Source organism: Halotalea alkalilenta (assembly GCF_001648175.1).
GTDB lineage: Bacteria > Pseudomonadota > Gammaproteobacteria > Pseudomonadales > Halomonadaceae > Halotalea > Halotalea alkalilenta_A.
This window is the reverse complement of sequence record NZ_CP015243.1, coordinates 364,238-387,628: the sequence shown is the minus strand read 5'-3', so window position 1 is coordinate 387,628 and position 23,391 is coordinate 364,238. Positions and strand designations below refer to the sequence as shown.

Sequence of the window (23,391 nt, the reverse complement as noted above, 5' to 3'; positions counted from 1 at the left end):
GGATTCCTTCTAATTGTTCGATCTTTCAGTCACGCGCATTCGCCGTTCACACGCCAACGGCGATCTTTTCCTGCAAATGGTATTGGCCGAATTCCTGGTTCAATGCCGGCAGCGGGGCCACTTCGAGCCTGCCCAGCGCGGGCTCCATCATCACCATGGCGACGGTGGCGGACAGATCACCCTGGAAGCCAGGGCGGGGAGGACGGCACACGGAGTAGGGAGAGGCGAAATCGTCGAAGAACGCGGCCTTCAAATCATCGACACCCACGCGCTGACCGCTCGCCTCGAGCCTTCTGCGCACCCGCCAGGCACGGTAGAGGCTATCGGGAGAGGTTTCGATGCCGCGCTCCTGGAGCTTTGCTAGCGCGACGTCGCTCATCCAGTGGTTGGCATGCACGATGATGTCGTCGCTCGGATACAGCGCGAAGCTTTCATCCGGTGCGCACTCGAAGTCGATGGCGAAGCCCTCTGCGCTGCTGAGCATCATGTTGTTCGAGCAGGACTTGGGCGTCGTCGCGACTACTTTCATCGCCAATGCCATGTGCGATTGCTCCAGAACCTTGCGTCGAATCAAGGAAAGGGGCACGCCGATCTGGCGGTAGTCGCGCTCGCAGCGCAGGAAATTCGCCGTTATCGCCAGGCCCGCGCCGTTGAGCCCGCTGCGCGCAAGCCCTCCGGCTTCGACGAAGGTGAGGAGCTCCGGGCCCTCTTCACGCTGCACGCGCAGCACCACGGAGGTTTCAACGCACTCCGCCCGCCAGTCCCAGTTCTGGCCATGGATCAAGTGTCCGCTGGCGCTGCGTTCGGGGAGAATCACCGCGCCCGTGCAGCCATCCTCGATCGAGTCGTCGTGCAGCGGTTCCTGCTTGGCGATCATCCGCGCGCGTGAAACGACTTCGGTGCGGGCATTGATCATCACGATGTCGGCAAGGCTCACCGAGGCGCCCTCGGCAATGCCACGCATCTCCTCGAGATAGTCGGCATCGAATCGGGCGATCTGGACTTCGAACTCATCGAGCAACGCTGCACGTTTCGCATCATCCAGACCCAGCGAAGAGAGCTGGTCACCGTACACCGCCACGCTTTGGCCAATTCGCGACGCGGCTTGTTCCCCGTACTGCCGGCCACGCATCCTCGGCGGGCCGCTGATTTCGATCAAGGGAAACGGTTTCGGAGCATTCATTTGGCATCGTCCCTGGCATGGCCATCCAGCACGCGTTTGAAGAAGGCTTTCACGGTGGGCAGCACTTTCATGCCGTCGTGGGGCACATTGGGTACGATCGACTGCTCTACCCGCATGCCGTGGGCCTTGAGATTGGAGAGCAGGGCGGTATTGCGATCGACCCGTGTTGGCCCGGTATCGTTGATACCTTCTCTCCAGCGACGTGATCCCGGTGGGTGATTGATTTCCCAGGTTTCGAGATCCGCCGCACCCACCACCAGCTGGATGGCGACGTCGCGCATCGCCGACAGATCGATGGGATGGCCGAATATCCGTTCGAAATCACGTATCCCCACCCACCAGTCACGGGTGTCGTCGAGCAGGGTGACCGAACCAGGGGCGCCGATCGATGCCGCCAGCAGTCTCTGAGGATGCAGATACATGAAGCGGTGGGTGAAGTGGCCGCCGCCGGAATAGCCGAACATGAGGAACTTCGAGGCATCGATGCCTAGCGCTGCTGCGACCTCGTCGATAATCGCGAGCATCACCAGGTCGTAACGAATGTCGTCCTCGATGATGTACTTGAAGCCGTCCGGCTCTCCGTCGCCGCAGGGCCCCACGGGGAACAAAGGCGCCAGCACCACGCACCGGTGATAGAGCGCGAACTCCACGAAGGCGTCGCGATAGGCGCTCATGGTGCGGCCGGTGCCATGAACGGCGATCAGCAGCCTGTAGCTTTCCGGTGCTTGGTCCAACTCAGGGGGGACGTAAAGGCAGTAGCTGAACCTGGGGTCGTGTCGGCAAGCAAATACCGTAGTGCTGCCCCGGTGGTACAGCTGTCTGTAGCGCTCTGAGGGCGCGTCAACGACTGGCGTCAGCATCGCGGCTCTTCTTGAAGTTGTGGGTTGTTGGATCGGCCGATAGGCAGGAGTTAATCACACGCCAAAATTGGCGCCAATATGTTTTTATAAAATCGAGCCGATTTTTGCTTTCCCTCTGGGCTGCCCTACACTAGGCCCGGCCGACGCAAGGCGCCGGCGATTTCCAAACGGCAACGCATGGGACGAATCGGGTGAATAGCGCAGAACTCGCGGACCGCATCGCGCATGACATCAATACCGGCGAGCTCACTTCGGGTACTTGGCTCAAGCAGGTGGACCTGGAGCAGCGCTACCAGTCTTCACGCGCAGGAGTGCGCAAGGCGTTGGATCAATTGGTCTCCGAACGGTTGGTCGAGCACGTGCCCAATCGCGGTTACCATGTATGCGTGCTGGATACAGTCCAACGCCGACACATCGACGAGATCCGCGCGGTGCTCGAAAGCGCCGCCGCCGCAGACATCGTCCTGCAGGCCACCGTGGAGGACATTCACCGGCTCAGGACGCTGGCGACGCAGTTCGAAGAGATGATCTTCAAGGGCTCATTGCTCCAGCAGTACGAAGCCAACCTTGCCTTTCATCGAGAGCTGCTTTCGAAGTGCACCAACCGGGAGCTGGTGGCATTGGCCTTCGCCCAGCGTGGCCGGGTCGCCGGCGCTAGGATCGGCCAGTGGGCGACGCGCGAGCTGGCGGAGCATTCCAGCCGGGAGCATTTCGCCATGATCGACGCGGTCGAACGCCGCGACGGGGAGGACCTGGCGCAGCTGATCCGGCGGCATATTCTCAAGTGACAGCGGGGCAGTGGAGTGTGATGACGATTGCTCTCGTACTCGAGGGATTGAACAGCAGGTGGATCTACCCACCTTTCACTGCCCGCCTGATTTAGTGCACCAACTGCTTGATCATGAGACTCAGCCGGTCGCCATCCGGGTAACTCACGGTGCCCGTTTCCCGCCAGCCATTAGCGCGGATGTACGAATACTGCCGCCAGCCAAGGACGCAGTTCTGGATGCAATGAGCAGTCCTGTTCGAAGAGACTGGCCATACCCACCGGCCGGTTGTCGATGTGAGCGGCGAAAGTCAGCGGAATTGCGGCGCCTGAGGCTGCTCGGCGATACCATCAAAGCGTTGCCAGGAGCGTGCGTGGCGAGTGGACGCCCCACTCCGAGTAGCTCCATGCAGCACAGGCATCGGTGAATTCGGGGCGAGTGTTCAGCGAGGTGAGCGCGATCTCTTTTGACATGTGCAATTCTTGGCGGTAGGTGTAGATTTCGATCCTATCGCGGACTTCTGTCACTCGGCGAAGTTAGTCGACAGGCCCGATGGGCGCGGATATCCCAACCGCTTTCGAGCTTGCCCTATGGGCCCTATATGGGCATGACTTATGCCTTGGTCCGGTCACCGGCAGGATCATGCGCGATTTCGTCGTCGGGCAGCGTCCGGAGCGCGACCTTTCTGCCTTTTCGCTAGCGCGCTTCGACGGTTGGACAGGCAATATGCAGCGCTCTCTTTCTCTTCATGGCTGAGTACAAGACCAACAATGAACCAGCACTTCGATGTCATCGTCATTGGCGCCGGAATCAGCGGTAGCGCCACCGCTTACTCGTTGGCCAAGGAGGGGCACTCCGTCGCCGTGATCGATCGCTTCGCTCCCGCGGCGATGGCCTCGGGCTGGACGTTGGCGGGTGTTCGCCAGTCGGGCCGCGATCCGGTTGAGCTGCCGCTGGCGCGAGCGGCGGTGGCGATATGGGAGACGCTCCACGAGGAGCTCGAAGCGCCGCTGCACTACACGCGCAAGGGCAACCTGCGCCTGGCCCGCAACGAGGATGAGTACGACCAGGTTCGGCGCATGGTCGCCGAGCAGTCCCGCTTGGGTCTGGCGCTTACCTTCCTGCCTGACAATCAAGCGATCCGCGCCGTGGCACCCGGAGTTTCGACCGAGATTCCCGGCGCCTCCTGGTGCCCCAGCGATGGACACGCCGACCCCCACGCCACGGTCAACGCCTACGTTACGGCGGCGGGCAGGAGGGGGGTGTCCTTCCTGCTCGGTCAGCGGGTGAACTCGATCTGCACGGAGGGTGGTCGTGTCACCGGCGTCGTCACCGAGCATGGCCGCATCGGTGCGGCCTGCGTCGTACTGACCGCGGGAGTGCTCGGCAACGAGTTGCTGAATCCGCTTGGCCTTGAAGTGCCGCTGGATGTCCAGATGGTCACGGTGATCCGAAGCGTCCCGGTCGCACCGCTGATCGAGCCTGTGATCGGTGTCGCTGGCGGCGACTGGGCCGGCCGTCAGCAGGTCGATGGTCGTCTTCGGATCACCAGCGGCATCCACCCCTGGCACGGCGGGATGTCGATCGACACCGGCACGGATGGTCCTCGGCCTGTGGTGCAGCCGCGGATGGAGAGCGTGGGGGAGGTCGTCGCCAAACTGGAGCAGCTGCTTCCCGGCGCTTCCGCGGCTCCGGTCGAGGCGCTATGGGCCGGATTGATCGACATGACGCCGGATGCGCTGCCGGTGATCGCGACCGCGCCGGGAATCGACGGGCTGGTGGTGGGGATGGGGTTCTCGGGGCACGGTTTCTGCCTCGGTCCGGTGACCGGGATGCTGCTCGCCGACCTGGCGCTCGGGCGTCCGCCCCGGCATGCGCTCGATGCCTTCTCGTTCGAGCGCTTCGCCGCGGGGCGCGCCGGATCGGTGGAACCTCCTACGCTGCACGGCTGATCGAGCCGCCAAGCACACGTTCGCCAGCCAACACGGGTTGATGCGTCCCAGCGAGGTATTGGCCGATGATGTCCTGGCACCATCGTGGAAAACCAAAAAAGGGAGCCTTGCGGCTCCCCTTTCGTCTGCTCTACTTGCTGCCCTGGCTCAAACTTCCTGGGCTTCGAGCTCGGGCTGCTGTGCTTCCTGCTCGTCGGACTGCTCGACCGGCGGTAGGTCGTCTTCCGGTGCGGGCGTCGATCCTACCTCGTCGCTCGGCATCGGCTCGCTCAGCTCCAGCAGCTCATGAGTCTGGAGCCGTACCTGGCGCAGCAGCTCGGGGTTCTCGGAGAGCTTCTGGCCGTAGGAGGGGATGATTTCGTGCAGCTTTTGCTGCCACTCGTCGCTGGCGACTTCCTCGGGGAAGGCGCGTTCGATCAGGCGAAGCATGATCGAGGGCGAGGTGGAGGCACCTGGGGATGCACCCATCAGCGCTGCCAGCGAGCCGTCGGAGGCGATCACGGTATCGGTGCCGAACTCGAGCACTCCGCCTTTCTCCTCGTCGTTCCTGATGATCTGTACGCGTTGCCCAGCCGTCCACAGCTTCCAGTCGTCCGGATTGACCTCAGGGTAGTAGTCGCGGAGGGAGTCGATGCGATCGTCCTGCGACATCATCAGCTGACCGATCAGATAACGCGACAGGCTGAGGTTGTGCCAGCCAGCCTGGACCATCGGCCAGGTGTTGCTGAAGGTCATCGAGCTGAACAGGTCGGTCCACGAGCCCTGCTTGAGGAACTTGCTGGAGAAGGTGGCGAAGGGCCCGAACATCAGCGCAGGCTCGCCATCGAGCACGCGACGGTCGAGGTGGGGTACCGACATCGGCGGCGAACCTACCGAGGCTTTGCCGTAGGCCTTGGCATCATGTCGGGCGACGACTTCGGGGTTGGTGGTATAGAGGAACTGACCGCCGACCGGGAATCCAGCGTAGGCCTTGCTTTCGGGAATACCCGAGCGCTGCAGCAGCTTCAGCGCGGCACCGCCCGCGCCGATGAAGACGAAGCGTGCATCGACGCTGGTCTCACGGCCGCCGTCGTTGAGATCGGCGATCGTGACTTTCCAGGTGCCGTCGTCGTTGCGGGTCAGGTCGCGCACTTCGCTACCGGTGGAGAGGGAGAAACCTTCTCGCTGGGTCAGCGCGCTGAGGGTTTGCCGGGTGATCTCGCCGAAATTGACATCGGTACCGATCGGCATGCGGGTGGCCGCGAGGCGCTCGCCGGGGGTGCGGCCCTCGATCAGAAGCGGTGCCCATTCGGCGATCTGATCGTAGTCCTCGGAGTATTCCATTCCCACGTAGAGTGGGTTCTGGACCATCGCTTCATGGCGTTTGCGCAGGAAGTCGACGTTGTCTTCGCCCCAGACGAAGCTCATGTGCGGCGTAGTGTTGATGAAGGATCTCGGGTTGCTCAGCACACCCTGGGTCAATTGATGCGCCCAGAACTGGCGGGAGATCTCGAACTGCTCGGTGACCGCGACGGCCCTCGAAATGTCGACGCTGCCATCGGACTGCTCGGGGGTGTAGTTGAGCTCGGCGAAGGCAGCATGCCCCGTCCCTGCATTGTTCCACGCGTTGGAACTCTCGTCGGCGACCTGATCGAGGCGCTCATAGAGGTGGATGTTCCAATCGGGTTCCAATTCCTTCAAGTAGGTGCCCAGGGTGGCACTCATGATGCCGCCGCCGATGAGGACGACGTCCACTGGAGGCTCATCGGCGCTCCAGCTGGGTGCGGAGAGAAGGATACCCATACTGCAAAGTACGAGACTGCGGCATTTTTTCATACGGGGCTCGACACCAGGTGTGACTGATTCAGTCCACGATCAACGGATAGTTTCCGATATTGGGCGGGAACGGAGTGTAAGCGTTGGGCTGCACTTGAGATTGAAACGCATTTTCAGCGCTGTGCTAAAACGCCACATTGTAATGTCGTTGTAGCCATGAATCATCCGAAGGTTGAATGCCGTTGATAAGTTTGAATTAAGAAATCCTCGGCGAAGGCGGTCGATGCGCGGTATGCGTTCCATTCATCGCCACCTTCAAATGCGGCGTACGGCTACTCGACTGAAAGCGAGGGTTCGTTAAGATCGAATTCAGTTGACAATGAATATCATTAGCGATAGAAGGCTGCTACTTCGTCTCGGCTTAAGCGCTTGGTGCTCGGGTTTCCGAGGCGTTGAATGATCTAAACAAATCCAATTCAGCGATCGATTGGCTGCGCCTCTCTGGAGATGCCCCGCTGGTTCCCGCTCGCTTGGACGCTCGATGGAGAGTGATCCACTGCGCGTGGATGACCGAATCCAACGACCGTGATCGAAAGCTGGAAATTCAATTCAGGGGATTTTTCTCAACCGATGGAACCGATTTCAAAGCGCCTGGCTATCTGCTCGGCAGGCCTATTCGGCGCAGCGCTGGGGGTACCCGCAGCCGTGGCCCAGGAGGTCGCCGATGTCGCCCAGCTGCCGACCCTCCGCGTCAGCGAGAGCTACGGTGGCACTGGAGCCACGAGCTACCGCTCGGGCTACAGCTCGACCGGCGACAAGATGGATGTTCCCAACCTGCAGCAGTCTCGGACCGTCGATACCGTCTCCGCGCAGGTGATCGAGGACCAGGCGCCGCAGACCATGGAGGATCTGATCAAGTTCGTCCCCGGGGTCGCGGTGGGCAACAACTTCGGCGGTACCCAGGATGGCCTGCTCAAGCGTGGGTTCGGCAACACCGATGACGGCGGTACCTTGCTCGACGGAGTGCGAATGCCGGTCGGGCGCAGTTTCCAGGCGGTCACCACCGAGCGGGTCGAGTTCCTCAAGGGGCCGGCGTCGCTGTTCTATGGCATGCAGGAACCCGGCGGGGTGATCAATGTGATCACCAAGAAGCCGCTGTATCAGTGGCAGCGCATCCTCGGTGGGAGCTTGAGCAGCCACGGCGGGGGAGACGCCTATTTCGACGTCACCGGTCCGCTGAAGGAGACCGGCTGGGCGCTACGGGTCATCGGGCAGGGTAAGAACGAGGACTACTGGCGCAACTTCGGCGACAACAAGCAGCAGCTGTTCGCCCCGTCGCTCTCCTACGAAGGGGAGGATCTCTCCTTCCTGCTCGCTTATCAGTATCTCGACTACGACAACACCCTCGATCGCGGCGCGGTGATCCAGGATGGCCACTACGTCGGCAGTCGCGACAAGCGCCTGGACGAACCCTGGACGGCATCGAAAGGCATACGCCAGGTGGTCTCCTCGACTACCGAGTACCGGTTCGACCAGGATTCGCGAGTGAAGCTGACGCTCGGCTGGAACCAGGACCACTACAACGACTATCAGGCCGATCCGCGCGGCTACAATACCGAGACCGGTGAGCTGAGCCGCCGTTTCCGGCGCAATACCGGCGCCGACCGGGAAAACGTCTACGTCGCGCTGGACTGGATCGCCTCGCGGCAGTGGCTCGACATGGAGCACGAACTGCTGGTCGGGGTCGATTACGACCTGCGCCGGGACGTCTCGGGGGATTTCATCGATGGCCCGGTGGTGGGCGGGTTCTTCCCCGACCATCCCGAATATGGACGGCTCGATCCCGAAGGCCCGGTCAATCCGAACAATAGCGATAACTACCAGCGGATAAGTGGCAACGCGTTCTACTTCAAGGACAACATCCACTTGAACGATCGATGGATCCTTGCGCCCGGGCTTCGCTATCAGCACTACGACGTCAAGATCGGCGGCCACCAGCCGTTCGTGGTCAGCACCGACGAAAGCGATGCCAAGCTGCTGCCGTTCATCGGGCTGGTCTACCAAGCGCGCAGCGATCTGTCGCTGTACGCCAACTACAGCCAGTCCTACCGGCCCAACGAGTTCACCCCGGGCAGTACGGTCGAGGGCAGCTACGAGCCGGAGACCGGACGCCAGTACGAGCTGGGCGCGAAGTACGACAACGGCGGCTGGACCACCCAGCTGGCGCTGTTCGATATCCGCAAGGAGAACGTCCAGCAGGTCGCTGGTGAGGACGATGCCGGCAACACCCTCCAGCGGCTCGCGGGCGAGGTGAGTTCGCGCGGTATCGAGTGGAGCTTGAGCGGCCAGCTCAGTGAGGACTGGAGCCTGCTCGCCAACTACGCCTACACCGATGCCAAGATCGAGAAGGACACCCCGCAGACCGAGGGCAACCAGCTGTTCAACGTGCCGAGAAACGCAGCCGGCGCCTATCTCGCCTACGACCTGCCCGCCGAGGTGCTGGACGGTCGCATGCGTATCGGCGCGGGAGCCCGTTACGTCGGCAAGCGCTACGGCAACCTGGACAACTCGTTCACGCTGCCCGCCTACACCTCGGTCGATGCCTTCGTGTCGTGGAAAACGCCGCGGCTGCTGGGCAACGAGACCTCGCTGCAGCTGAACGTCACCAACCTCACCGATCGTGAATACTTCGTCTCCTCCGGTGGCAACCCGAACCGGGTGTCCTGGGGCGAGGGCCGCACCCTGCGACTCAAGGGCGAAATCCGCTTCTGATCAATGGGTCAGGCGCGGCCCATGCCGGCCGCGCCTTCCTCCAACGTTCTGCTAGAGTGGACTTCGATCTTCGCTACCTGGCCGAACCCTCGATGCTCACCACCCTGGCGGTCTCCAACTATCGCTCGCTGCGCGATCTGGTCGTGCCGCTCGGGCGACTCAATCTGGTCACCGGTGCCAATGGCAGCGGCAAGACGAGCCTCTATCGAGCGCTGCGCCTGCTGGCCGAGACCGCCCAAGGCGCAGTGATCCCATCGCTTGCACGCGAGGGCGGGCTGCCTTCGACGCTGTGGGCGGGACCTGAGCGCATCAGTGCGGCGATGCGACGCGGCGAGCAACCGGTGGAGGGCGTCCGGCGGCGCGCTTCGGTCAATCTTCGGCTCGGCTTTGCCGCTGAGGACTTCGGCTACTGCATCGATCTCGGTTTGCCAGAGCCTCGCGGCCCCACCGCCTTCATGCTCGACCCGGTGATCAAGCGCGAATGCGTCTGGTCGGGGCCACTGGTACGCCCGGCCAGTCTCCTGCTCGAGCGCCGTGGGCCGGTGCTGCGGCTGCGCGATGATGCAGGTGAGTGGCGAGTGATCGACAGCCATGTGGCGAGCTTCGACAGCATGATGAGCGTCTATGCCGACCCTCGTGGAGCGCCTGAACTTTTTGAACTGCGCGAGCGCTTACGCGGCTGGCGCTTTTTCGATCATTTCAGGAGCGACAGCGAGGCACCCGCGCGTCGAACGCAGATCGGTACCCACACCCCGGTGCTCGGCGCGGACGGCGCCGATCTGGCGGCAGCATTGCAAACCATTCGCGAGATCGGCGATGTCGAAGCGTTGGATGCGGCGGTGGACGACGCCTTTCCCGGCAGCCGGCTGTCGATCGAGGTCGAAGCCGGGCGCTTCGAGATCCTGATCCAGCAGCCAGGCCTGCTGCGGCCGCTGCGTTCTGGCGAGCTATCCGACGGCACGCTGCGTTACCTGCTCTGGATCGCCGCGCTGCTGTCGCCACGCCCACCCAGTTTGCTGGTACTGAACGAACCGGAAACCAGCCTCCATCCGGACTTGCTACCGGCGCTCGGGCGGTTGATCGGCCAGGCGGCACAGCGCTCGCAGCTGATCGTGGTGTCCCATGCCGGACGCTTGATCCATGCCCTCGAGCAGACCGGCGAGTGCCACACGCTGGCGCTGGAGAAGACGCTGGGTGAAACTCGGGTGGAAGGCCTCGAGGAGTTCGAGCGCCCGGCCTGGCGCTGGCCGGCGCGCTGATGTCCCGCCGACGGAGTCATCGGGAGGAGAGCATGGCGGTCATTCGCGATATCGCCGAGTTGGAGGCGATCTATGGCGCACTCGGCGAGGTGGCGGCGGCCTCCACCGCCAAGGTGTCGAGCCGTATCACGCCGCAGTACCAGCGCTTCATCGAGCGCTCGCCCTTTGTCGCCCTGGCGACGGCGGGGCCCGAGGGGCTCGACTGCTCGCCTCGTGGCGACAAGCCGGGGTTCGTGCGGGTCGCTTCGCCCGACCGGCTGCTGCTGCCGGACCGGCGTGGCAACAATCGGATCGACAGCCTGCGCAACGTGGTGCGCGATCCGAGGGTTGGGCTTATGTTCCTGATCCCGGGGATCGGTAACGCGATCCGGGTCAACGGCCGCGCGCAGCTCGATACCGATCCGGCGCTGCTCGCTTCCTTCGCGGTGGAGGAGAAGGCGCCGCGCTCGGTGATGGTGATCGAGGTCGAGGAGGTCTATTTCCAGTGCGCCCGCGCCTTGATTCGCGCCGGGCTATGGCAGTTGGAAAGCCACGCCGACCCGAGCACCCTGCCGACTCCAGGCGAGATCCTCGCCGAGCTCAGCCAGGGCGAGATCGGCGGGGAGGAGTACGATCGCAGCTGGGCCGAGCGCGCGCGCAAGACGATGTGGTGATCGCGGCGTCTTTCGTGCCTCCCGCCTCGCCTGGGCCCAGCCCAACACCTAAGTTCATCCGCTCACCCGTTCTTCGTTTGCGCCTTCTCCGCCTTGGTGGCTTTGCCGTCCTTGTCCAGCAGGTCGGCCACTGAGTCGAGCACCTCCTTGGGCCGGAAGGGGTAGCGCTCGATCTCGGCCCTGTCGGCGATCCCGCTGAGCACCAGCACGGTATGCAATCCGGCCTCGATGCCGGCGACCACATCGGTGTCCATGCGGTCGCCGATCATCCCGGTGCCGTCGGAGTGGATACCGAGCTTGTTCAGCGCGGAGCGGAACATCATCGGGTTGGGTTTGCCGACGATGTACGGGGTGCGGTGGGTGGCATGGGTGATCAGTGCGGCGACCGCGCCGGTGGCGGGCAGCGGGCCTTCGGCGCTGGGGCCGGTGGCATCGGGGTTGGTGGCGATGAAGCGGGCGCCTTTGTTGATCAGGCGGATCGCCTTGGTGATCGCCTCGAACGAGTAGGAACGGGTCTCGCCAAGCACCACGTAGTCCGGGTTGGCGTCGGTCATGATGAAGCCGGCTTCGTGGATCGCGGTGGTAAGCCCCGCCTCGCCGATCACGAACGCGGAGCCGCCGGGGGTCTGGTCCTTGAGGAAGGCGGCGGTGGCCAGTGCCGAGGTCCAGATTCGATCCTCGGGTACGTCGAGGCCGCTGTAGCGCAGCCGGGCGCTCAAATCGCGCGGGGTGTAGATCGAGTTGTTGGTCAGCACCAGGAAAGGGGTGCCACGCTCCTGCCATTGCTGGATCAGCTCGGCAGCGCCGGGAATCGCCTTGTTCTCATGGACCAGCACGCCGTCCATGTCGGTCAGCCACGACTTGATGTTGCGTTCGCTCACTCTCGAATCTCCCGATGGGGCCACGCCGAGCCTGGGCGCCCGGCCGTCGGCCTTGAGTGTAGCAAAGCCGCGGGCCGGGTCTTGAGCTCGGAGCGAACGCGATGCGCCGTGCGTTGCACCGGCTCGCTCGGTCGGGCATCTCATTCACGCTTGAAGTAGCGCCGCGAAATCGCGTCGAGCGAGATCGCCAGTACCACGATCGCGCCGCTGACCATCGATTGCCAGTACGGTGAGATGCCGAACAGTACGATGATGTTCTCGATCACGCCGATGATCGCCGCGCCGAAGATCGCCCCCAGCGGGGTGCCGATGCCGCCGGTAGTGGGCACGCCGCCGATCACCGCCGCTGCGATCGGGCCGAGCACCCAGGAGTCGCCGATCGACGGCTGGGCGGAGCCGAGCCGGGCGACCATCAGCATTCCGGCCAGCGCGGCGAGAAAGCCCGCGAAGGCGAACACGCCGACCCGCACCCGGTCGACATGGATGCCGAGCATCCGCGCGGCGGGGGCGTTGCTGCCAACCGCGTACATGTAGCGGCCGAACGGGGTCTTCAAGGTGATGAACGAGGCGATGGCGAGGAACACCAGCATGATCCAGAACGGTATAGGCAGGCCCAGCCAGCGCCCGGTGCCGAGAAAACCGATCGAAGAGGGGATGCCGGTGATCGCCACGCCCCGGGTCAATACCAGGTTGAGGCCGCCGTAGACCCCGGCCATGCCGATCGTCAGCACCAGCGAGGGCAGCCGCAGCACGGTGACCAGCAGTCCATTGACCAGCCCGAATAGCGCACCGATCAGTAGGCAGAGGGCGAAGGCGAGCCAGGGCGGCAGGCCGACCTGGACCATCAGGATGCCGCCGATCACCCCGCAGAAGCCGCCGATGGCACCGAGTGACAGATCGAGCTCGCCGAGGATCATCAGCATCGACTGGGCGATGGTGATCAGGCCGATGAACGCCAACGAGCGCGCGATGATCATCATGTTGTAGCTGGTGAGGAAGTTGGGCGAGAGCAGGCTTGCGACCAGGACGATGATCGCCAGCACGGCGATCACGCCGCTCAGCGGATTGAGCACCATGAATCCCATCATCCTACGCAGCATGATCATTCCTCCGTTGTCCGTGGATGGCGGCGACCAGCGCGCTGCTGCTGGCGTCGATGATGTCGAACTCGCCGCTGACCCGGCCTTCGTACATGGTCACGATGCGGCTGGCGCAGCGCTTGAGCTCCTCCATTTCCGACGACACCAGCACCACGCCCACCCCGCGCTCGGCGAGTGCCTTCATCAGCCGGTAGATCTCCATCTTGGTGCGCAGGTCGATGCCTTTGGTGGGCTCGTCGAAGATCAGCACCCGAGGCGCGCAAGCCATCGCCCGGCCGATGATCGCCTTCTGCTGGTTGCCGCCGGAAAGCAAGGCGATGTTCCTCGCCATCGTCGGGGTCTTGATCTCGTAGTCGGCGATGATCTTGGCCACCTCGCGGCGCTCGCGCCCGGCGTCGATCACGCCCCAGCGGCTGGTGTCGCGCAGCAGTGCCATGCCGATGTTGCGGCGCACGCTCTGGCCGGGAAAGATGCCGTGGTACTTGCGCTCCTCGGAGAGATAGAAAAGCCCATGGGACACCGAGTAGTGCGGGTCGCCCAGCCGCCACGGCTCCCCGGCGAGCGTGGCGCGTCCGGCGCGGGCGGGGAGGAAGCCGAACAGCGTCTGCATCACTTCTGAGCGCCTGGCGCCAACCAGACCGGCGAAGCCGAGAATCTCACCGCGGCGCAGCTCGAACGAGACCTCTTCGAAACCCTGACCGCAGAGCCCTTCCACCTTCAGCAGGGTGTCGCCGAGCGGACCCTCGGGCTGCATCCGCGCGGTGATGTCGACCTCCTGGCCCGACATCAGCGTCACCAATTGGCGATGATCGAGCTCGCCGGCCGGTCGGGTGGCGATCTTGCGTCCATTGCGCAGCACGCTGATCACATCGCTGATCTCGAACATTTCGTCGAACTTGTGCGAGATGAACACCACCGCGCAGTTCGCCGCGATCACCTCGCGCACCACCTCGAATACCCTCGCCACCTCGGTGTCGGTCAACGAGGAGGTCGGCTCGTCGAGGATCAGTACCTTCATCGTCTCCTGGGTGCAGGCGCGGGCGATCTGCAGCAGCTGCTGATCCGAGATCGAGATGTCGCGTACCTTGTCGCTCGGCTGCGCGGCGATCTTGAAGCGCTCGAGCCAGGGCCGGGTGCGCGCTTCGAGTCCGCGCCGGTCGAACAGCCAGCGGCCGGCATGGGAGCGGGAGAACGGCATGAACAGGTTCTCCGCCACGCTCAGGTTGGTGAACAGATTGATCTCCTGCGGCACGTAGGCGATGGTCTTGAACAGCGCGCCTTCCTGCTGCGGATCGCGGCCGTCGATCAGCACCCGGCCCTGGGTCGGCCGCTCGGTGCCGGTGAGGATCTTCACCAGCGTCGACTTGCCCGCGCCGTTCTCCCCCGCCAGGGTGTGCACCTCGCCGAGCGAGAGCTCGAGGCTCACGTCGTCGAGCGCCTTGACCCCTGGAAACTCCTTGCCCACTCCCTCGATACGCAGATAGGCCATCGTTCGATTCCTCCCCGGGCGCGGACGAGCGGCCTCGTCCGCGCGGTGGCGCTCATCACTGCATGAAGGATTCGACATTTTCCGGGGTGATCATCACGTTGCCGGTGTCGATATGGTTCGGTGGCAGCGCGCCGGTGGCCTGCTGCCACATGTTGATCACCGACCAGTAGCCCTGCATCGTCGGGCGCGAGGCCGATGAGGAGTCGGCGACGCCTTCCTGGATCAGCACCAGCATCTGGTTGAGATCGTCGAGGCCGACCAGCTGGACTTCGCCTACCTTGTCGGCCTCCTTGATCGCCTGGCCGATTCCTACCGGCCCGGCGGCGTCGGCGGCGACCCAGCCGTCGAGGTCGGGATGCGCCTGCATGATCGCCGAGGCCTGCTGCTGGGCGGTGTTGATGTCGTCGTTGTCGACTCCGGTGGCGACCACCTCGATGCCTTCGTGGGCGTCGAACGTGGCCCTGGCGCAGCGCGCGCGCTCGGCGTGGTTCGGCGCGGTCGGCACGCCCATCATGATCGCTACCTTGCCCTCGCCACCGAGCAGCTCGACCAGCCGATTGGCGGCCATGTTGGCCTGCTCGCAGAAGTCGCTGCCGACGGTGGTGAGGCTCATCCCCTCCGGATTGATCGAGTCGAACAGGGTGACCGGGATGCCCTGTTCCGCTGCCTCCTCGAGCACCGAGCGGTTGCCGCTCGGGTCGAGCAGGTCGACGATGATGCCGTCCGGGCGCGTCGAGATCGCCCGCTCGATGATCTCGTTTTGTTCGGCGACGCTGGCGCTCTGAGGCGCCGAGTACTGGATCTCCACCTTGGAGCCGCTCTGCGCCTCGATCGCCGCGGCTGCCTGCTGGGCGCCCTGGTTGACCTTGTCGAACCAGGGATGGACCACCTTGGGCACCAGCACGAAGCGGTAGCTGTCGGCTTTTTGCTGGCCAGGGCCCTGCTGGGCGAACGCGGGTGTGGCGAACAGCGCGCCGGCAAGCAACAGCGGGATGATTCGACTCTTCATGGCAACCTCCGCGGCGACGAGAGATGCGGCGCTTGGTGCGGCGCCACCTGCCTGTTTTCATATGCTTGAGCATCGATCATATGAATAGGCGTTCGATCAGACATAAACGCCAAGGCCGCGTCGATCACAACGTAGACTTTGGTCAGCGGAAGGGAGAGCGCCCGCAATATTGCTGGCTTCCGGGCGCAGGGATACGCTTAAGGTATTAGATCATTGGGTGATCATTTGATCGAAGTACAGGGTTAGAAAGGCGCAGGATTGAAAACGAGCGGCGCTAAAGTAGCCGCTCGACTTTGTAGGGGGTGGGATCGAGATAAGGCTGCTCGCCGAGGATCAGCTCGGCGAGCAGCCTTCCGCTCGCTGGGCCCAGGGTGAACCCTTGGTGCGCGTGGCCGAAATGGAACCACAGCCCGCGATGGCGCGGGGCGGGGCCGATCACCGGCAGCATGTCGGGGGTGCAGGGGCGGTTGCCGAGCCAGGGTGTCTGCTCGAGCGCGGTTGTGAGCGGCAGCAGCCGACGGGCGATACGTTCGGCCTTGATCAGCTGCACCGGCGAGGAGGGCGCGCCGAGCTGGGCGAATTCGGCGCCGGTGGTCAGCCTCAGCCCGCGCGCCATCGGCGCGAGCATCACCCCGTTGTCGGTGTCGAGCAGCGGCATCTCGAGCGTCGGGCCGTCGCTCGAATAGTGGCGGTGATAGCCGCGCTTGACGAACAGCGGCAGACGATAGCCGAGCTGGCTGGTCAGCTGCGCCGACCAGGGGCCGAGCGCGACCACCGCTTGGGCGGCCGCTATCGGTCCATCGACGGTATCGACCCGCCAGCCGCCGTTCTCGCTGCGCAGCGTGGCGGCATCGCCTTCGACCAGGCCGCCGCCGAGACGCTGGTAGAGCTCGGCATAGTGCTCCACCAAGGCGCCTGGGTCGCGCACCGTCCACGGCTGGGTCCAATGCACCGCGCCGGCGAGGCGCTCGCGCAGCGCGGGTTCGGCGCTCGCCAGCGCATCGGCATCCAGCGCTTGGTGGGTAACGCCGAAATCCCGCTCCAGCCGCTGGGCGTCCTCGAGCTCGCGCTCGAGTAGCGCCGGGTTGCGAAACGCCTGGCGCCAGCCGCGCTGCTGGATCAGCGCGGTGGCACCCGAGCGCTCGATCAGCGGCGCATGTTCGTCGATCGAGTGCGCGATCAGGCGCGCATAGGCCTCGACCGCGCGCGGATAGCGCCGCGGCGCCGAGCTCCACCAGTAGCGCGCCAGCTGGGGCGCGAGCCTCGGCAACGCGGTGAAGTGGTAGTTGACGTCGACGCCGCCCTTGCGCGCGACCTTGAGTATCGCAGCCAGATTGCGCGGGAAGGCATAGGGCTCGACCGCCTCGCGTTGAATGATCCCGGCGTTGCCGTACGAGGTCTCGAGCCCCGGCGCCCGACGGTCGACCAGGACCACCTCGGCACCGCGCAGGCGCAGCTGCAGCGCAGTGCAGACACCGATCATCCCGCCACCGAGTACGATCACTTCAGGCTTGGCCACTTCGCTATCTCCTTGCGCCCGCTCGGCGGCGATCATCGTTGGCTCCACCTTCGCATCGACCGTGAGCGCTGCGCAAACGGAACTTCTCAGCCGAAACCGTAGAAATCCGCGCTCTCGCTCAGCCGCGGTGCGCGGGCGAGCGCGGCGATGTCGGGGCGGGGTGCGGCGAGTTCTGAATCCCCGGCGCACAGCCGTTCGAGCGCCTGCGCGAAGCCGAGGGTGGCGAGGTCTTCGCCGCGGCGGCCGATGATCTGGAGCCCGAACGGCAATCCCTGCTCATCGACCCCGAGCGGCAGGCTGATCGAGGGATGGCCCGCCAGGGTCGAGGCGTAGGCCATTCCCAGCCAATGGTAATAGCTCTCGGTCGGTTGGCCGTCGATCTCGGTGGGATAGAGCTCGTGCCAGTCGCGTGGCGCGATGGTCACCGCGGGGGCGAGGATGAAGTCGTGATCTTCGAAGAAGCGCTGCCAGCCGCGGTACAGCGTGGTCTGCTGCTCGAGCGCACGAACCACGTCGAAGGCGTCGTAGCGCGAGGCCTCCTCGATATTGGCGCGGATGTTGGGACCGACCAGCTCCGGGCGCGATTCGAGCAGCCGGCGGTGCGGGCCAGAGAACAGCAGGGCGCGCAGCACCGCGAAGGTGTCATCGGCGCCAGCGCAGTCTGGGTGGGTCTGTTCGACCCGGGCGAACACCGAGGAGAAGCGGGCGAGCTTGGCATCGAAGGTGGCACGCATCCGGCGCTCGGTCAGCGCGAAGCCGAAGTCATGGGTCACCGCGATCCGGGCCGAGCAGAGATCGACGTTCGGCAGGCGGGTGAACGCCTCGCCCTGGTAGTGGCCACGACCCTCGACCACCGAGACCCAGGGGTCGCGGCGGTCGGGGCGGATCATCTGCGAGAGCATCAGGCCGACATCCTCGACGCAGCGGGCCATCGGCCCGCTGGTGGAGAGCGGCAGCAGCGCCATGCCGCGACCGTGGCCCGGCACGACGCCAGGGGAGGGGCGAAAGCCGACCACGCCGCAGAACGCCGCCGGGTTGCGCAGGCTGCCGCCGGTGTCCGAACCGGTGGCCAGCGGGACCATCCCGCAGGCCAGTGCGGCGGCCGAGCCCCCGGAGGAGCCCGCCGCCGAGCGGCTCGGGTCGAAGGGGTTGCCGGTCGCCCCATACACTGCGTTGCGGGTGTTGCCACCAGCGCTCCACTCGGGATTGTTGCTCTTGCTCATCACGATGGCACCGGCACTGCGCAGCTGGGCGATCATCGGGTCGTCCGCGCGGGCGACATTGTCGGCATAGGCGGGGCTGCCGTAGGTGGTAGGCAGACCCGCCACATCGACCATGTCCTTGACCGCCAGCGGCAGGCCGTGCAGCGCGCCGAGCGGCTCTCCGGCCTGGACCTGCCGCTCGGCCTCCCGAGCCGCCTCATTCAGGCGCTCGAAATCGAGGCTGACCAGCGCGTTGACCGCCGGGTTGACCGCCTCGACTCGCGCGATGCAGCTTTGCGCCAGCTCGACCGGCGAGAGCCGCTTGGTGCCGATCAGCCGGCGCGCCTGGCTGGCACTGAGATCACAGGGTTCCATCGGGATACCTCTCTCGTCGGAGTCAGTCGTCTTGCTTGTCCAGCTGCCAGAATGCGGTCACTGGTCCGCTGAGCACGTTGTCGAGCGCATCGCGCCAGGCGGCGACATTACGGAACTGGCCGAGCGGGACGTAGATCACCTGGTCGAGCGCGTGACGCTGGACCCGCTCGCTGATATCGACGCGATCCGCTTCATCCTCGGCGCTGGCGAAGTCGGCGCGCAGCTGCTCGAGATCCGGGTCGGTCGGCCAGCCGAACCAGCTGCTCTCGCTGCCGCTTGCGGTGAGCAGCGAGTTGATCAACGGATTCCAGATGCTGTCGATGTTCGAATTGGTGATGAACAGGTTCCAACCGCCCTGCGCCGGCGCTGCTTGGCTCGCGCGGCGGCTGACCACGGTCTGCCAGTCCATCGGTTCGAGCTGGACGTTGAAGCCTGCCCGGCGCAGGGCGTCGGCGACCACTACCGGCTGGGGGGCGAGGGTGGCGACGTCGGTGGGCTGCAGGATCACCACCGGTGTGCCATCGTAGCCGGCTTCTTCGAGCAGCTGGCGCGCCCTTTCGATGTCGCCGCCGCTGAGCAGCGTTTCGCCACCGCTCTCGGAGGCATAGGGCGTGCCGCAGCCGAAGATCGCCGCGCACGCCTGGTAATAGCGCGGATCGCCGATCAGCGCGTCGAGTACGTCCTGCTGGCCGATGGCGAGCAGTGCGGCGCGGCGGATCCGTACGTCGTCGAAGGGCGGATGGAGGAAGTTCATGCGCGCCTCGATCTGCATCCCGAGCCGGTCGAGCACCTCGGTGTGGATGCCGTCCTGGTTCTCGAGCAGCATCAGCAGGTCGATCGGTGCGCGCTCGATGTAGTCGACGTCGCCAGAGAGCAGGGCGTTGATCGCGGTCTGGGCGTCGGGCATGTTGACCCACTCGACCCGGTCGACGTTGACCTGCTTACCGCCGGCGGTGCCGTTGGCGGGCTCGCTGCGCGGCACGTAGTCGTCGAACTTCTCGTAAACCACCACCACGCCGGGCTGGAATTCGTCGGCGACGAAGCGGAACGGCCCGGAGCCGATCTGCTCGGGGATCATCTCTCCGAACGGGGTCGAAGCCAGCCGCTCCGGCATCATGAAGGCGGGCACCGCAGAGGGCTTGGCGAGCAGGTTGAGCACCTCGCCGAACGGTGCATCGAGACGCAGCTCGAAGCTTTGATCATTGAGCGGGGTGAGCGCGGCGACCTTGGTCATCATCACCCGGCCCCCGGCGTCGTAGCTCGCCCAGCGTTTGATCGAAGCGATGCAGTCGGCCGCCGTCACCGGCGTGCCGTCATGCCACTTGAGGTCCGGGCGCAGGGTGAAGGTGTAGGTGAGGCCATCGTCGGAGACCTGCCAGTCGGCCATCTGCGGGCGCGGTTCGAGCTGGTCGTCGACCCCCAGCAGGGTGTCGAACACCATGTAGCCGTGGTTGCGCACGATGGTCGCGCTGCTTGCCACCGGATCGAGGGTGCGCAGCGCGGAATGCATCACCGTGCGCAGGGTAGTGGCTTCGGCGGGCAAGGAGATCAGCAGCGTGATTGCCGCAACGGGTAGCCAGTGCCGCCAGGTACGTGGGAAGGACAATGAAGACATGTTCGGGCTTCCTATCTTGTGATTGGAGTCGAAGCTCGGTGTTCCACCGCAGGTCAGAGAAGCAGAGAGCGGGGGAGGATTTGATCCTAGCGAGATCGCGGGTATTGTCGTTAGATCAATTTGGACACTCCCCCGTTGCCTGCACGGCAATGCCTGTGACGAGAACGCAAGATGGACACGCGATCGCTCCAAGAGACCGCGCTGCGCTACTTCCTCGAGGTGGTCAAGCACGGCTCGATCAACCGGGCGTCGGCGCAGCTGAACGTCGCGCCCTCGGCGATCAGCCGTCAGATCTCGCGGCTCGAGGAAGAGCTCGGCGCCCGGCTGTTCGAGCGCCGGGCCAAGGGCATGGTGCCCAGCGGCGCCGGCGAGCTGCTCGCCACACACGTGCGCCGCGAGCGCCTCGAGGCCCAGCGGTTGATGGAGGAGATCGCCGCGCTCGAGGCGCGTCAGATCGGCAGGGTCCGGCTCGCCAGCGTCGAGGGCATGGCGATCGATTTTCTCCCGCATCTGGTCCGGCTGTTTCTCGCCGACCACCCAGGGGTCAACGTCGATTTGAACAGCTGTGCGGTCGAGGAGGTCACTCGGCTGGTTAGCGAAGGCGAGGTCGACATCGGTTTCACCAACAACCACCGGCCGCGACGCGAGGTACGGGTCGAGGCGCGTGCCGCGGCGCCGATCCACGCGCTGGTCGCTCACGACCACCCGTTGGCCGGCCGCGAGAGACTCGCGCTCTCCGATATCGTCGCTTATCCGCTGGCGCTGCCCCATGGCCACACCTCGGTTCGCCAGCTGTTCGACCTGGCCTGCGCGCGGCAAGGGGTGCTGCTCGAGCCGGTCTTCACCAGCAACTATCTCAATGCCCTGATCCACTTCGCCCTCGACGGTGGCGGCATTGCGCTATGCGCCGAACTCACCGTGCGCCATCGCACCGACGCCGAGCGCTATCGAGTGATCCCGATCGATGAGACCGAGCTCGGCGCCCGCTTCATCGAGATTCTCACCCTTGCCGGCAGGACGCTACCGGCCGGGGTCGCCGCGTTCGTGGAGCTGGCGCGTTCGAGCTTCAGCGTCGCTGCGCCTCGAGCGGGCTGAGACCCTGGTAGCTAGGGCTGGCCTGGACGGCGGGACATCTCATCGATCGGGGTGGGCGCTAGGCATACGCTTTTGCCTGTTTGCGCTTGAGCTGGCGGATCGAGAACCAAGCGCCGAAGGGGATGAAGGCGGCGATGATCAGGCGCGCGATCTCGCCGGCTCGCCAGCCGCCACCGGCATAGGCGTGAAGCACCAGGGCGAGATAGCCGAGGAAGGCTACGCCGTGTATCGGGCCAATCAGTGAGACGGCGCCGGGCAGCCCGGCGAGATGCTTGAGCGGAACGGCGAGCAGCAGCAGGGCCACCAGGGTGGTGCCTTCGATCAGCGCGGCGAGACGCAGGCGGCGCAGGCGAGCCGGTGCGAGGCCCGCCTGCGGCTGGCGGTGGGTCGGGTCCGAGGGCGTGCCTTGCATGTCTGGTCCTTGGGCGGTGTGGGCGAAGACGCCGATTGTAGCCCAGGCACGCACCGCCGGATCGGGATTTACTCCAGCCGGCCGGGATCGAGCCGTGCACGCCGGCGATGAGTGATCAGCGTCACCCCCCACATCACAACGCCAAGGGCGAGCAGCCAGCCGGCGACCTCGTACTGGAATGGGTCGCGTCCGGTCCAGGGGGTGACCAAAAACAGGCAGACCAGCACCCCGAGGCAGGGAAACAGCCGATTGATCTTGAAGTGCTCGTGCGCGACCCGGTCGCGGCGCAGCACCAGGACCGCTGCATTGACGAAGGCGAATACACCGAGCAGCAGCAGCGCGGTAGTGCCTCCCAGCACGCTGACTGCCTGGGAGCTTACGTTGGAGACGAAGACGATGAGTCCGAGCGCCAGCGCGGTAGTGAACAGGATCGCGCTCCAGGGTGTCTGCGTGGTGCTGTGGACATGGGAGAGGAAGTGCGGCAGCACGCCCTGGCGGGCCATGCCATAGAGCAGCCGGCTTGCCATCATCATGTTGATCAGCGCCGAGTTGGCCACCGCGAACATCGAGATGATCGGCATCAGCGCGCCGACAGGCAGCCCCGGCGCGCCGCGCTCGACCACCAGCACCAAGGGCGTGCTGCTGGCGGCGAGTTCGCCCACTGGTACCAGCGCGACCGCGCAGATCGATACCAGCACGTAGATGAAGGCGGTGATCCCGAGCCCGGTGAGCATGATCTTCGGAAAGATCCGCGATGGATCATGGGTCTCCTCGGCCATGTTGACCGAATCCTCGAAGCCGACCATGGCGAAGAAAGCCAGCGCGGTCGCCGAGGTGACGGCGAGGAACACACTCTTGTCCTCGGGGGTATCGAACGCCACTACCCTGGAGAAGTCCGCCTGGCCGCCGCTGATCGCATAGATGCCGACCAGGATCACCAGCAGCAGGCCGCTGAGCTCGATCAGGGTCAGCACCACGTTGGTCTTCACGCTCTCGGAGGCGCCGCGAAAATTGACCAGCATCACCAGCAGCATGAAACCCAGCGCACCGAGTGTTACCAGACCCGCACCCGCATCGACGCCAACGGCGACGAACAGGTTGGCCGAGAACGCCCGCGAGGCGGTGGCGGCTGAGGTCAGACCGGAGCACATCACGGTGAAGCAGACGATGAAGGTGATGAAGTGCACGCCGAAAGCCTTGTGCACGTAGAGTGCCGCCCCGGCGGCCTTGGGATACTTGGTGACCAGCTCGAGATAGGAGAAGGCGGTCAGGAGCGCCACCCCGAAGGCCACCAGGAAGGGCAGCCAGGCGGCACCGCCGACCTCGGCGGCGACTTCACCGGTGAGTGCGTAGATCCCGGTGCCGAGAATGTCGCCGACGATGAACAGCAGCAGCAGCTTGGGGCCCATCACGCGCTTCAGCGGGGTATGTTCGACGCCGTCCTGTTGGGTCATGATCATGCTCTCCGTGGCATTGCCGCAGCTTCCGGCTGG

General features: G+C 64.9%; 19 protein-coding genes. 6 read left to right on the top strand and 13 right to left on the bottom strand.

From position 1 onward, the window contains the following. Positions 1 to 46 precede the first annotated feature (46 nt). Complete coding sequence (locus A5892_RS01745) at positions 47 to 1,183, bottom strand: C45 family autoproteolytic acyltransferase/hydolase (RefSeq protein WP_064121325.1); 1,137 nt, start codon at positions 1,181 to 1,183, stop codon at positions 47 to 49. After that, positions 1,180 to 1,917, bottom strand: coding sequence for a hypothetical protein (locus A5892_RS01740; protein ID WP_223302767.1), 738 nt, complete (start codon positions 1,915 to 1,917; stop codon positions 1,180 to 1,182). The genes A5892_RS01745 and A5892_RS01740 overlap by 4 nt, the downstream gene beginning before the upstream one ends. 317 nt (positions 1,918 to 2,234) lie before the next feature. Here A5892_RS01740 and A5892_RS01735 point away from each other — a divergent pair, with 317 nt between their 5' ends. After that, a complete protein-coding gene (locus tag A5892_RS01735; protein WP_064121323.1) occupies positions 2,235 to 2,831 on the top strand; it encodes a GntR family transcriptional regulator in 597 nt (198 codons plus the stop codon). A 329-nt stretch (positions 2,832 to 3,160) separates the two neighbouring features. On the opposite strand, the gene A5892_RS20880 is transcribed toward A5892_RS01735, so the two are convergent. After that, the gene (locus A5892_RS20880; RefSeq protein WP_263281394.1) at positions 3,161 to 3,283 is read right to left on the bottom strand and encodes a hypothetical protein; all 123 of its coding nucleotides are present in this window, start codon (positions 3,281 to 3,283) and stop codon (positions 3,161 to 3,163) included. Between the two features lie 297 nt (positions 3,284 to 3,580). On the opposite strand from A5892_RS20880, the gene A5892_RS01730 reads away from it, so the two are divergent. Then, complete coding sequence (locus A5892_RS01730) at positions 3,581 to 4,762, top strand: NAD(P)/FAD-dependent oxidoreductase (RefSeq protein WP_064121322.1); 1,182 nt, start codon at positions 3,581 to 3,583, stop codon at positions 4,760 to 4,762. A 147-nt stretch (positions 4,763 to 4,909) separates the two neighbouring features. On the opposite strand, the gene mqo is transcribed toward A5892_RS01730, so the two are convergent. Further along, the gene (gene mqo / locus A5892_RS01725) at positions 4,910 to 6,544 is read right to left on the bottom strand and encodes a malate dehydrogenase (quinone) (RefSeq protein ID WP_223302766.1); all 1,635 of its coding nucleotides are present in this window, start codon (positions 6,542 to 6,544) and stop codon (positions 4,910 to 4,912) included. Between the two features lie 603 nt (positions 6,545 to 7,147). Here mqo and A5892_RS01720 point away from each other — a divergent pair. Genes A5892_RS01720 through A5892_RS01710 form a run of 3 tightly spaced genes read left to right on the top strand, consistent with a single transcriptional unit; the run spans position 7,148 to position 11,201 of the window. Then, positions 7,148 to 9,289, top strand: a complete 2,142-nt coding sequence (locus A5892_RS01720; protein ID WP_082890217.1) for a TonB-dependent siderophore receptor — start codon at positions 7,148 to 7,150, stop codon at positions 9,287 to 9,289. Positions 9,290 to 9,345: 56 nt separating this feature from the next. Then, the gene (locus tag A5892_RS01715; RefSeq protein WP_317627709.1) at positions 9,346 to 10,548 is read left to right on the top strand and encodes an AAA family ATPase; all 1,203 of its coding nucleotides are present in this window, start codon (positions 9,346 to 9,348) and stop codon (positions 10,546 to 10,548) included. Positions 10,549 to 10,580: 32 nt separating this feature from the next. Next, positions 10,581 to 11,201, top strand: a complete 621-nt coding sequence (locus A5892_RS01710) for a pyridoxamine 5'-phosphate oxidase family protein (RefSeq protein ID WP_064121320.1) — start codon at positions 10,581 to 10,583, stop codon at positions 11,199 to 11,201. 62 nt (positions 11,202 to 11,263) lie between these two features. On the opposite strand, the gene A5892_RS01705 is transcribed toward A5892_RS01710, so the two are convergent. From A5892_RS01705 to A5892_RS01675, 7 genes are all read right to left on the bottom strand, one after another. Further along, the gene (locus tag A5892_RS01705; protein WP_223302765.1) at positions 11,264 to 12,082 is read right to left on the bottom strand and encodes an HAD-IIA family hydrolase; all 819 of its coding nucleotides are present in this window, start codon (positions 12,080 to 12,082) and stop codon (positions 11,264 to 11,266) included. A 140-nt stretch (positions 12,083 to 12,222) separates the two neighbouring features. Further along, positions 12,223 to 13,182 carry an ABC transporter permease gene (locus A5892_RS01700; protein WP_082890216.1) on the bottom strand — a complete coding sequence of 320 codons (960 nt, stop codon included), beginning with the start codon at positions 13,180 to 13,182 and terminating at the stop codon, positions 12,223 to 12,225. Next, on the bottom strand, positions 13,172 to 14,671 hold the full coding sequence (locus A5892_RS01695) for a sugar ABC transporter ATP-binding protein (protein WP_064121318.1): 1,500 nt from the start codon (positions 14,669 to 14,671) through the stop codon (positions 13,172 to 13,174). The genes A5892_RS01700 and A5892_RS01695 overlap by 11 nt, the downstream gene beginning before the upstream one ends. A gap of 55 nt (positions 14,672 to 14,726) precedes the next feature. Next, positions 14,727 to 15,680 carry a substrate-binding domain-containing protein gene (locus tag A5892_RS01690; RefSeq protein WP_064121317.1) on the bottom strand — a complete coding sequence of 318 codons (954 nt, stop codon included), beginning with the start codon at positions 15,678 to 15,680 and terminating at the stop codon, positions 14,727 to 14,729. Between the two features lie 274 nt (positions 15,681 to 15,954). Beyond that, a complete protein-coding gene (locus tag A5892_RS01685) occupies positions 15,955 to 17,235 on the bottom strand; it encodes an NAD(P)/FAD-dependent oxidoreductase (protein WP_064121316.1) in 1,281 nt (426 codons plus the stop codon). Positions 17,236 to 17,285: 50 nt separating this feature from the next. After that, positions 17,286 to 18,776, bottom strand: coding sequence for an amidase (locus A5892_RS01680; RefSeq protein WP_064121315.1), 1,491 nt, complete (start codon positions 18,774 to 18,776; stop codon positions 17,286 to 17,288). 22 nt (positions 18,777 to 18,798) lie between these two features. Continuing rightward, positions 18,799 to 20,391 carry an ABC transporter substrate-binding protein gene (locus tag A5892_RS01675; RefSeq protein WP_064121314.1) on the bottom strand — a complete coding sequence of 531 codons (1,593 nt, stop codon included), beginning with the start codon at positions 20,389 to 20,391 and terminating at the stop codon, positions 18,799 to 18,801. 171 nt (positions 20,392 to 20,562) lie between these two features. Here A5892_RS01675 and A5892_RS01670 point away from each other — a divergent pair, with 171 nt between their 5' ends. Next, positions 20,563 to 21,486, top strand: a complete 924-nt coding sequence (locus A5892_RS01670) for a LysR family transcriptional regulator (protein ID WP_064121313.1) — start codon at positions 20,563 to 20,565, stop codon at positions 21,484 to 21,486. A 58-nt stretch (positions 21,487 to 21,544) separates the two neighbouring features. On the opposite strand, the gene A5892_RS01665 is transcribed toward A5892_RS01670, so the two are convergent. Together A5892_RS01665 and A5892_RS01660 are read right to left on the bottom strand one after the other, a co-directional pair. Continuing rightward, positions 21,545 to 21,898, bottom strand: coding sequence for a DUF3817 domain-containing protein (locus tag A5892_RS01665; protein WP_082890215.1), 354 nt, complete (start codon positions 21,896 to 21,898; stop codon positions 21,545 to 21,547). Positions 21,899 to 21,966: 68 nt separating this feature from the next. Further along, positions 21,967 to 23,352, bottom strand: a complete 1,386-nt coding sequence (locus A5892_RS01660) for an APC family permease (protein ID WP_064124240.1) — start codon at positions 23,350 to 23,352, stop codon at positions 21,967 to 21,969. Positions 23,353 to 23,391: the final 39 nt, after the last annotated feature.

Bases quoted from the DNA above. Each gene is read 5' to 3' on its own strand.
- A5892_RS01745 (WP_064121325.1), bottom strand. From the start codon at position 1,183: ATGAATGCTCCGAAACCGTTTCCCTTGATCGAAATCAGCGGCCCGCCG.
- A5892_RS20880 (WP_263281394.1), bottom strand. From the start codon at position 3,283: ATGTCAAAAGAGATCGCGCTCACCTCGCTGAACACTCGCCCCGAATTC.
- A5892_RS01730 (WP_064121322.1), top strand. From the start codon at position 3,581: ATGAACCAGCACTTCGATGTCATCGTCATTGGCGCCGGAATCAGCGGT.
- mqo (WP_223302766.1), bottom strand. From the start codon at position 6,544: ATGGGTATCCTTCTCTCCGCACCCAGCTGGAGCGCCGATGAGCCTCCA.
- A5892_RS01720 (WP_082890217.1), top strand. From the start codon at position 7,148: ATGGAACCGATTTCAAAGCGCCTGGCTATCTGCTCGGCAGGCCTATTC.
- A5892_RS01710 (WP_064121320.1), top strand. From the start codon at position 10,581: ATGGCGGTCATTCGCGATATCGCCGAGTTGGAGGCGATCTATGGCGCA.
- A5892_RS01700 (WP_082890216.1), bottom strand. From the start codon at position 13,182: ATGCTGCGTAGGATGATGGGATTCATGGTGCTCAATCCGCTGAGCGGC.
- A5892_RS01695 (WP_064121318.1), bottom strand. From the start codon at position 14,671: ATGGCCTATCTGCGTATCGAGGGAGTGGGCAAGGAGTTTCCAGGGGTC.
- A5892_RS01690 (WP_064121317.1), bottom strand. From the start codon at position 15,680: ATGAAGAGTCGAATCATCCCGCTGTTGCTTGCCGGCGCGCTGTTCGCC.
- A5892_RS01685 (WP_064121316.1), bottom strand. From the start codon at position 17,235: ATGATCGCCGCCGAGCGGGCGCAAGGAGATAGCGAAGTGGCCAAGCCT.
- A5892_RS01680 (WP_064121315.1), bottom strand. From the start codon at position 18,776: ATGGAACCCTGTGATCTCAGTGCCAGCCAGGCGCGCCGGCTGATCGGC.
- A5892_RS01675 (WP_064121314.1), bottom strand. From the start codon at position 20,391: ATGTCTTCATTGTCCTTCCCACGTACCTGGCGGCACTGGCTACCCGTT.
- A5892_RS01670 (WP_064121313.1), top strand. From the start codon at position 20,563: ATGGACACGCGATCGCTCCAAGAGACCGCGCTGCGCTACTTCCTCGAG.
- A5892_RS01665 (WP_082890215.1), bottom strand. From the start codon at position 21,898: ATGCAAGGCACGCCCTCGGACCCGACCCACCGCCAGCCGCAGGCGGGC.
- A5892_RS01660 (WP_064124240.1), bottom strand. From the start codon at position 23,352: ATGACCCAACAGGACGGCGTCGAACATACCCCGCTGAAGCGCGTGATG.